General features: G+C 61.7%; 6 protein-coding genes. 3 read left to right on the forward strand and 3 right to left on the reverse strand.

All coding sequences use genetic code 11. The annotated features are described in order from the left end of the window. The first annotated feature begins 23 nt into the window (after nucleotides 1-23). Complete coding sequence (locus PMI41_RS00675; RefSeq protein WP_008120703.1) at nucleotides 24-5105, forward strand: hypothetical protein; 5082 nt, start codon at nucleotides 24-26, stop codon at nucleotides 5103-5105. 80 nt (nucleotides 5106-5185) lie between these two features. On the opposite strand, the gene PMI41_RS00680 is transcribed toward PMI41_RS00675, so the two are convergent. After that, entirely contained in the window at nucleotides 5186-5710 is a 525-nt protein-coding gene (locus PMI41_RS00680) for an RES domain-containing protein (RefSeq protein ID WP_052025804.1), read from the reverse strand. Next, nucleotides 5691-6041, reverse strand: coding sequence for an MbcA/ParS/Xre antitoxin family protein (locus PMI41_RS00685; RefSeq protein WP_008120706.1), 351 nt, complete (start codon nucleotides 6039-6041; stop codon nucleotides 5691-5693). Before PMI41_RS00685 ends, PMI41_RS00680 begins: the two co-directional genes overlap by 20 nt. A gap of 333 nt (nucleotides 6042-6374) precedes the next feature. On the opposite strand from PMI41_RS00685, the gene PMI41_RS00690 reads away from it, so the two are divergent. Together PMI41_RS00690 and PMI41_RS00695 are read left to right on the forward strand one after the other, a co-directional pair. Then, entirely contained in the window at nucleotides 6375-8114 is a 1740-nt protein-coding gene (locus tag PMI41_RS00690) for a ParB N-terminal domain-containing protein (protein ID WP_008120707.1), read from the forward strand. 90 nt (nucleotides 8115-8204) lie between these two features. Next, the gene (locus PMI41_RS00695; protein WP_008120708.1) at nucleotides 8205-8681 is read left to right on the forward strand and encodes a hypothetical protein; all 477 of its coding nucleotides are present in this window, start codon (nucleotides 8205-8207) and stop codon (nucleotides 8679-8681) included. Nucleotides 8682-8778: 97 nt separating this feature from the next. Here PMI41_RS00695 and PMI41_RS25605 read toward each other — a convergent pair. Next, nucleotides 8779-9122, reverse strand: a 344-nt coding sequence (locus PMI41_RS25605) for a hypothetical protein (protein ID WP_210160782.1), incomplete at its 5' end; no start/stop codon positions are given.

A 9122-nucleotide genomic window follows, 5' to 3' on the forward strand; every position in this document is an offset into this window, starting at 1 on the left:
GCCCTCACTCAGGAGAAACAGCTATGTCGCATGACGACCCCTACACCATCGACCTTTTCGGCAACACCGCACTCTCATCTGGTCTTGGCCTTGGGGTCATCACCTTCGGCAGCAATTTTGAGCCTGGTAACGACGACGATCCCGACCCGGACCCTTCGACGCCGGCGCCCGCGATGCCGTCATCGACTGCCTGCCGCGCCCGTGGCTTGAACTTCCATCTCGCCGATGCCCGTGGCCTGGCGCGCGGCTGGAAAGAGCGGGCGCGCGACAATATAATTGCGATCCTGCTCTCGGGCGAGATAGAGGCGGAAGAACGTCCGGCCACGCGCGAAGAGCAGGAGAAGCTGATCCGGTTCGCTGGTTTCGGCGCATCCGACCTTGCCAATGGTGTCTTTCGCCGTCCGGGCGCAGTCGATTTCCGCAAGGGTTGGGACGAGATCGGCGCGGCGCTCGAGGATGCCGTCGGCGAGAGCGACTACGCCTCGCTTGCCCGTTGCACCCAATATGCCCACTTCACGCCGGAGTTCATCATTCGCGCGATGTGGTCAGGCCTTCAGCGCCTGGGGTGGCGAGGGGGCAGAGTCCTGGAGCCTGGTATCGGAACGGGCCTGTTCCCGGCGATGATGCCGGGGACGCTGCGCGCCGCGTCCCATGTCACCGGCATCGAACTCGATTCCGTCACCGCACGCATCGCCCGGTTGTTGCAGCCCCGTGACCGTATCGTCACCGGTGACTTTGCCCGCACGGAACTGCCGGCGAGCTTTGACCTCGCCATTGGCAATCCGCCCTTCTCAGATCGCACGGTTCGTTCTGACCGGGCCTATCGTTCGCTGGCCTTGCGCCTTCATGACTATTTCATCGCCCGCTCGATCGATCTGTTGAAGCCGGGGGCGTTCGCCGCCTTCGTCACCAGCTCCGGCACACTGGACAAGGCGGATTCTTCGGCGCGGAAGCATATTGGGAAAACGGCAGACCTGATCGCGGCCATCCGCCTGCCCGAAGGCAGCTTCCGCTCCGACGCTGGCACGGACGTCGTGGTGGACATCGTCTTTTTTCGGAAGAGGAAGATCGGGGAACCGGAAGGCGAACTGTCCTGGCTCGACACCGAGGAAGTCCGGCATGCGATCGACGATGAAGGCGCGATCCGCGTCAATCGCTGGTTCGCGCAGCACCCGGATTTTGTGCTTGGCACGCATGCGCTCACCTCCGGCCCATTTGGCGAGACCTACACATGCCTTCCCAGTGAGGGTGAGGACCTCGCCGCCGCTCTATCAGTTGCCATCAATCTCCTTCCGGAAGACCAATATGAGGGTGAACCCACGGAGATCGATTTCGACCTGGAGAAAGCGGATGATCAGAGCGTCGTCGATCTACCCTTCGACCGGCATGTACGGGAAGGCAGCTTCTTCTTCGACAACGCCCGCGGCCTCATGCAGGTGATCGACGGCGAACCGGTCGCTGTGAAGTTGCGCAAGGGCCGCGGCGCTGACGGTATCCCCGAGAAGCATGTCCGGATCATCAGGAAGCTGCTCCCGGTCCGCGACGCCTTGCGCGAGGTGCTGAAGGCACAGGAACTTGACAGGCCGTGGAAGAACCTACAGGTGAAGCTCCGCATCGCCTGGTCCAGCTTCGTGCGGGACTTCGGTCCGATCAACCATACGACAGTCTCGATAGCCGAGGATGCGGAGACCGGCGCGCCGCGCGAAAGCCATCGACGGCCGAACCTCCAGCCCTTCCTTGACGATCCCGATTGCTGGCTGGTGGCTTCCATCGAAGACTACGACCTCGAAAACGATACTGCCAGGCCTGGTCCGATCTTCACCGAACGGGTAATATCGCCGCCTGCACCCCCGACAATCACAAGTGCCGCCGATGCTCTCGCTGTCGTGCTCAACGAACGCGGTCGTGTCGATCTCGACCACATCGCCGAGCTTCTGCATCAGGATCCCGAAGATATCGTCGCAGAGCTCGGCAGTGCCATCTTCCGCGACCCCGCCGAAGGCTCCTGGCAGATGGCGGACGCCTATCTCTCCGGCCATGTCCGCGACAAGCTGAAGGTCGCGGAAGCCGCCGCCGCGCTCGATCCCGTCTATAGGCGCAATGTTCAGGCACTGGTCGAAGTCCAGCCCGCCGATCTCCGACCCTCCGACATCACCGCCCGGCTTGGCGCACCGTGGATTCCGGCGGTGGACGTCGTCGCCTTCGTCAAAGAGACGATGAACGCCGACATCAGAATCCACCATATGCCAGAACTGGCGTCATGGACCGTCGAGGCACGCCAGCTTGGCTATCTCGCGGTCGGTACGTCCGAGTGGGGCACGGACCGAAGGCATGCTGGCGAGCTTCTCGCCGATGCGCTCAACAGCCGCGTGCCGCAGATCTTCGATACGATCAAGGAGGGCGATAGCGAAAAGCGCGTGCTCAATGTCGTCGATACCGAGGCCGCCAAGGAGAAGCTGCAGAAGATCAAGACCGCCTTCCAGACCTGGATTTGGTCCGAACCCGACCGGACCGACCGGCTGGCGCGGGTCTACAATGATCGTTTCAACAACATCGCCCCGCGAAAGTTCAACGGGGACCATCTGCAACTTCCGGGCGCCTCTGGCGCCTTTACTTTATATGGCCACCAGAAGCGCGGCATCTGGCGCATCATATCGTCGGGCTCGACCTACCTTGCTCATGCCGTCGGCGCCGGAAAGACGATGACCATGGCTGCCGCGATCATGGAGCAACGCCGGCTTGGCCTGATCGCCATGGCGATGCAGGTCGTTCCGGGCCATTGCCTGGCGCAGGCCGCACGTGAGTTTTTGGCGCTCTATCCGAATGCCCGCATCCTTGTCGCCGACGAGACGAATTTTACGAAAGACAAGCGGGCAAGGTTCCTGTCGCGTGCCGCCACGGCGACTTGGGACGCGATCATCATCACCCATTCGGCTTTCAAATTCATCGGCGTGCCGTCCACGTTTGAACAACAGATGATCCATGACGAGCTGGAACTGTACGAGACCCTGCTGACCAAGGTCGAAAGCGACGACCGTGTGTCGCGCAAGCGCGTCGAGCGGTTGAAGGAGGGCCTGCAAGAACGGCTCGAAGCACTCTCCACCCGCAAGGACGATCTCCTCACCATCGCCGAGATCGGTGTCGACCAGATCATTGTCGACGAAGCGCAGGAGTTCCGGAAGCTCTCATTTGCGACGAACATGTCGACACTGAAGGGCGTCGATCCGAACGGGTCGCAGCGGGCCTGGGACCTCTATGTAAAATCCCGCTTCATCGAGACGAAAAACCCCGGCCGCTCGCTCGTGCTGGCGTCGGGTACGCCAATCACCAACACGCTCGGCGAGATGTTCACGGTGCAGAGGCTCATGGATCATGCGGCCCTGATGGAGCGCGGCTTGCACGAGTTCGACGCCTGGGCGTCGACCTTCGGCGACACGACGACCGAACTCGAGCTCCAGCCATCGGGCAAATACAAGCCGGTGTCGCGCTTCGCCAGCTTCGTCAACGTCCCCGAGCTGATTGCGATGTTCCGCTCTTTCGCGGATGTCGTGATGCCGGACGACCTGCGGCAGTATGTGAAGGTGCCGGCGATCTCCACGGGCAGGCGCAAGATCATCACCTCGAAGCCCACCCCGGCCTTCAAGCGCTACCAGTTGGTGCTCGATGCCCGCATCGAGGCGATCGAGGAGCGCGACCGGCCGCCGGAGCCGGGCGACGACATCCTGCTCTCCGTCATCACTGACGGCCGCCATGCGGCGATCGATCTTCGCCTGGTCGATGCCGACAATGACAACGAGGCGGACAACAAGCTCAACAAACTGATCTCGAATGCTTTGCGCATCTGGAACGAGACCGCGGGTAACACCTATGTTCGCCATGACGGCAAATCGTTCGAGCGGCCCGGTGCCGCGCAGATGATCTTCAGCGATCTCGGCACGATCAGTGTCGAGAAGACCAGGGGATTCTCGGCCTATCGCTGGATCCGCGACGAGCTGATCCGCATGGGCGTACCGGCAAGCGAAATCGCTTTCATGCAGGACTACAAGAAGACCGAGGCCAAGCAGAGGCTGTTCAGCGACGTCCGCGTCGGCAAGGTGCGCTTTCTGATCGGCAGTTCAGAAACCATGGGTACCGGCGTCAATGCCCAGCTGCGGTTGAAGGCGCTGCATCACCTCGACGTGCCGTGGCTGCCCTCGCAGATCGAGCAGCGCGAGGGTCGCATCGTGCGGCAAGGCAATCAGCATGATGTCGTCGATGTCTTCGCCTACGCCACCGAAGGCAGCCTTGATGCCACGATGTGGCAGAACAACGAGCGCAAGGCCCGCTTCATCACGGCAGCACTTTCTGGGGATACATCCATTCGCCGGCTCGAAGATATGAGCGAGGGCCAAGCCAGCCAGTTCGCCATGGCGAAGGCCATCGCGTCCGGCGACCAGCGTCTGATGCAGAAGGCTGGGCTTGAAGTGGATATCGCCCGGTTGGAGCGTTTGCGCGCAGCTCATCTCGATGACCAGCATGCGGTGCGTCGCCAGATTCGTGATGCCGAGCGCGAGATCGAGCTTTGCGTGCGGCGGATCGTGGAGGTCGGACAGGACATAGAACGGCTCGTCCCGACCGCAGGCGACGCTTTCGCCATGACCGTTGCGGACAAGACCTACACCGAACGCAAGGAGGCGGGCCGTGCGTTGATGAAGGAAATCCTGACCATGGTACAGTTCCAGAGGCAAGGCGAGACCGTCATCGCCTCGATCGGCGGCTTCGACCTCGAATTTGCCGGCGAGCGCTTTGGCAAGGACGGCTACCGCTATTCCACCATGCTCCTGCGCAGCGCTGCCGCCGAAATCGAGCTTCCCATGACGGTGACGCCGCTCGGCGCCGTTTCCCGCCTTGAACATGCACTCGACGATTTCGAGGGCGAGCAGGAGCGCCATCATCAGCGCCTCGCCGATGCGCGCCGCAGGCTCGCCTCCTATCAGTCGCGGGGCGAGGGCGACTTCGCCTTTGCCGGAGAACTGATCGACAAGCGCCGACAGTTTGCCGAGGTGGAGAAAGCCCTTGCGGCGGATGTTGAAGGCACCGGTGACATTAAGGTGAACGTTACATGATAGAATTGGCTGGCCAGCCGTGCCATCAGGTGCGACCGGCCATTCCTGTGTCGTCCATCATGGTCGATTTCCAGCCGACGCTACCGCGACAACCGGCTCTCGTCATCGATCAACGTCAGGCGGCAGGGCGCAGCATCACTCCATTTCCACAGAACAAGATTGAGATCGTCAAAAGTTGCACCGGGTGCAAAACTCTTGATCAGCAATCCCTGATAGCCCGCGGTGGTGAGCCTCCGAGCGAAGGTTTGTGTTTTTGCTTCCCCGGTCTCTCTCATCTGATCGCGCCAGGTCGCATCAGCGAGCGTCGCGGCATCGATCCCCTCTGCCCTTAGGGCCTCGTCATCCCGGCCGTCAAAAATACGCTCGATATTTACATCATAGGAGACGATCGTCGTCGGTTGCAGGCTGCCGATCTGATTGGCCTCCCGCAACGCCGTCATGATCGATAGGGACGTATAGAGTGCCGGCGTCCCCTTCCGATTGAAGCGGCCACCGCAAAGCTCTGCGCCGCGACCCGACATCGGCTCGCGCGCATGGATCGGGTTCAGCGCCCGGTAGAGGGTTCCTGGAGATGCATCGCCCGAATTACGCGTAAACGCCGGCATCGACCGCGTCGATATAGTCGAGTACATCATCGGCACGTCCGTCTCGAACCAGTTGCATTGCCGTCTGGCCGGAAAAACCCGGCAGCGGCTCGGAACGATACCAGGCATAGGCCATCAGCGCCGATCCGAAACGGGGCTCGACCTTATTGACGACTTCCGTCATCTCGCGCAGCCGCTTTTGCGTCTTGTCCGATCGAATACGGTCCTTGCGCTGGATCGCATCCTTTCCGAGCCCGGCCGTGCGAGCGATCTCTTCACTGGTCGTGCGCAACGCTTTTGCGATTTTGCGTGGCGAGAAAAGTCCGCCGTCTGCATATTGGGCAAGTCCCATGTCACTGCCGCTCCTTGATGCCAATAATTATGACGCAATATAGCGTCAGAAAATGCGTAAATAAATCCGAATCTAGAGGGAGAAGGAGAAGGAAGAGAAAATCTGCTCGCAGTTCGGGCGGACCGCTGACGCTGGCGCTCAACCGCGCCACTCGCGATCCCGGCCGTTCGCTCCGCGCAGGGCTGTAAGCCCCGCTTGATCGGCCCGGCAGGGATGCTCGGCCGCAATTGCACCGGCCCGTCCGCTCCGCGGGCCAGTGTGTGTCTTCGAGAAGAAGATGAGGAAGGACGCAGCGATAGGCGGCGTCCGGTAACCCCTTGAAGGAGCATCCCCATGGAACTGAAGTTTGTCGATCCGCGCGCACTGAAGAAAAACCCCGACAAGGCGCGGCGCTCGAAGTCCAGCCCGCAGGCGGACGCGTTGCTCTTGGCAACGATCCGCGCCGTCGGCATCGTGCAGCCGCCCGTCGTGACTCCGGCAACGGAGGGCGGCAATGGATATATTATCGATGCCGGTCATCGGCGGGTGAAACAGGCGATCGCCGCCGGCCTGGAAGAAATCGCTGTCTTGCTCATCGACCGCGCCGAGGATGGCGGGGTGATGCGCTCGCTGGCCGAGACGCTGGCACATGAGCAGCTCAATCCCGTCGATCAGTGGCGGGCGATCGAACGTTTGGTCGCGCTCGGCTGGACCGAGGAAGCAATCGCTGTCGCTCTGGCTCTGCCTGTGCGTCAGATTAGGAAGCTGCGCCTGCTCGCAAATGTCCTGCCAGCCATGCTCGACCAGATGGCCAGGGGCGACATGCCCAATGAGAGCCAGCTGCGCACGGTCGCCTCCGCCTCGCTGGAAGAACAAAAGGAAGTCTGGAAGAAGCACAAGCCCTCCAAGGCCGATCCCCAGGTTTCGTGGTGGAGCGTGGCGCAGGGCCTGCAGAAGACCCGAATGTATGCCCGTGACGCGAGCTTCGGAGACGATCTGGCGCAGGCCTATGGCATTGCGTGGGTCGAGGACCTGTTCGCGCCAGCAGATGAAGACAGCCGCTATACGACGAATGTGGAAGCTTTTCTGGGCGCACAGCAGGAATGGATGGCGAACCACTTGCCGAAGCGTGGCGTAATCGTCGAGGCAGGGCAGTGGGGCGAACCGAAGCTGCCGCCCAAGGCCGAACGCATCTATGGCAAGCCGGGCAAGTCCGATCAGACTGCCATGTATCTCGACCGCGACGGAAAGGTACAGTCCGTTGCCTATCGCATGCCCGAGGCGAAGAAGGCGAAGGGCAAGCAGGGCCAGCAGCCAGTGGTCGAGGGTGACGATACTGCGGTCACGGTGAACACGCGGCCGGATGTCACCCGCAAGGGCATGGAGATGATCGGCGACCTGCGCACAGATGCGCTGCACGAGGCGCTGTCGCGAGCACCGATCGAGGACGACACGCTGATGGCGTTGTTGGTCCTCGCGTTCGCCGGACAGAACGTGACAGTGGCGTCCGGCACACGCGACATCTCGTACTACGGAGCGGCCAGCCTTGGCGAACATGCGGCTTGCTTGTTCGACCAGGACGGCAAGCTCGAAGTCGACATGGACACGCTTCGAGTCTCTGTGCGTTCGCTCCTGATCGACGTCCTGTCATGCAGGGAAAACCGTTCGGACAGTGGCGTTGTCTCCCGTGTGGCTGGCGATGTGATCGGCGCGGATAGCTTTCTGCCCAACATGGGCACAGAGGATTTCCTCTCGTGCCTGTCGCGACCGGCATTGGAAGCGTCGTGTACGGATACATCGGTCCTGCCCCGGCAGAAGGTCAAGGACACCCGTGCGGCCTTGGTCGAGCACTTCAAGGAGGGCCGCTTCGTTCATTCGTTGGCGCTGTTCACCCCCGACCCGGCAAAGCTTGGCTCGTGGCTGAAGAAGAACGAGCGCGTCGAGCAGCCCGAAGACGACGGCACGCAGGAGGATCAGGAAGAGCTCGATGGCGATGCGATCGTCGAGCCCGCACACGATTACGTTGATGAAGATCCGGCTGCGCAGGACGAAGACCTCACCGACGAGCATGCCTACAAAGTGGCTGCCGAGTAGGCAACCCCTCTTTTCCTCTGAATGATCATTCTGCCGCCGGCACATCACCGGCGGCGGTTCTGTTTCCACCATGACACCACGGAGAAAACCATGTCCGCTCAATTGATCTATGACCTTGTCCCACTCGCTTCCATCGTGACTTATTCTGACGGATCTCCACGCCCGCCGGAGCGGCACGTCAAGAAGCTCGCCGCTTGGGAAAATCGCAACAGCTGCGGCCGCTTGATCCGCAAGCGGGACGAAGTCCGCGTCGGCAACACGACGCTGGCTGCCTCGATTACGCTGCACAAGGGCGACTATGGCAGCCAGGGGACCATTGTCCTGCGCGTCCATCAGACCTTTTCCGTTAACAGCGACCTGACGTTCGCGGTCAAGGAGCGGCCCGCTATCGGCGAGATCCTCGTGCTCGATCGCGTCGGCGACGGCGCCGAGCTTGTTCATCTTGCCACCAACCGCGCGGCCGCTGAGGAATGGCTCACGTGCCACGGCTATCCGAACGCCGTGCTGCAGGAAATCACGGCTGACGCGGTAGGGGCGGACATTGTAGAAGGGAGGACGGCGGCATGAGTACGCTCACCCCTGATAACCATGCCATCGCCACCCCCCCCCAAAGATATGGCGGGCCGTCCAGCTTTTCTGCCTGGCGTGTGAGGGCGGCGTGATGTTAGCTCAAGATCGCCCCGCACAGCTCTTCCGCATGGAGGAAGCTCGCCGGCAAACGCAGCGCCAGCTTGACATGATAAATAGGCACATCACTCGGCGCATGACGGCGTTGGTACCGCAGCTTGGCCAAAAGCAGTGCGGATATCGACGTGGAAAGGCCCCTGATCCCGGCGCATTCCTCGAACGGTATCGCGCTAACCTCGCTGCCGTTACCGCCGAGCGCCAGCCGGAGATCGACGCCTTGTCGCGTAAACTGGCGCGGCAGGAAAGCGCCATCGCGATATTGTGGGAGCGGCTTCAATCGGAGACGCTCTGTGGGTGATCGGAGGAAGTGGCGGCCGCCAG

Source organism: Phyllobacterium sp. YR531, from assembly GCF_000282595.1.
Lineage (GTDB): Bacteria > Pseudomonadota > Alphaproteobacteria > Rhizobiales > Rhizobiaceae > Phyllobacterium.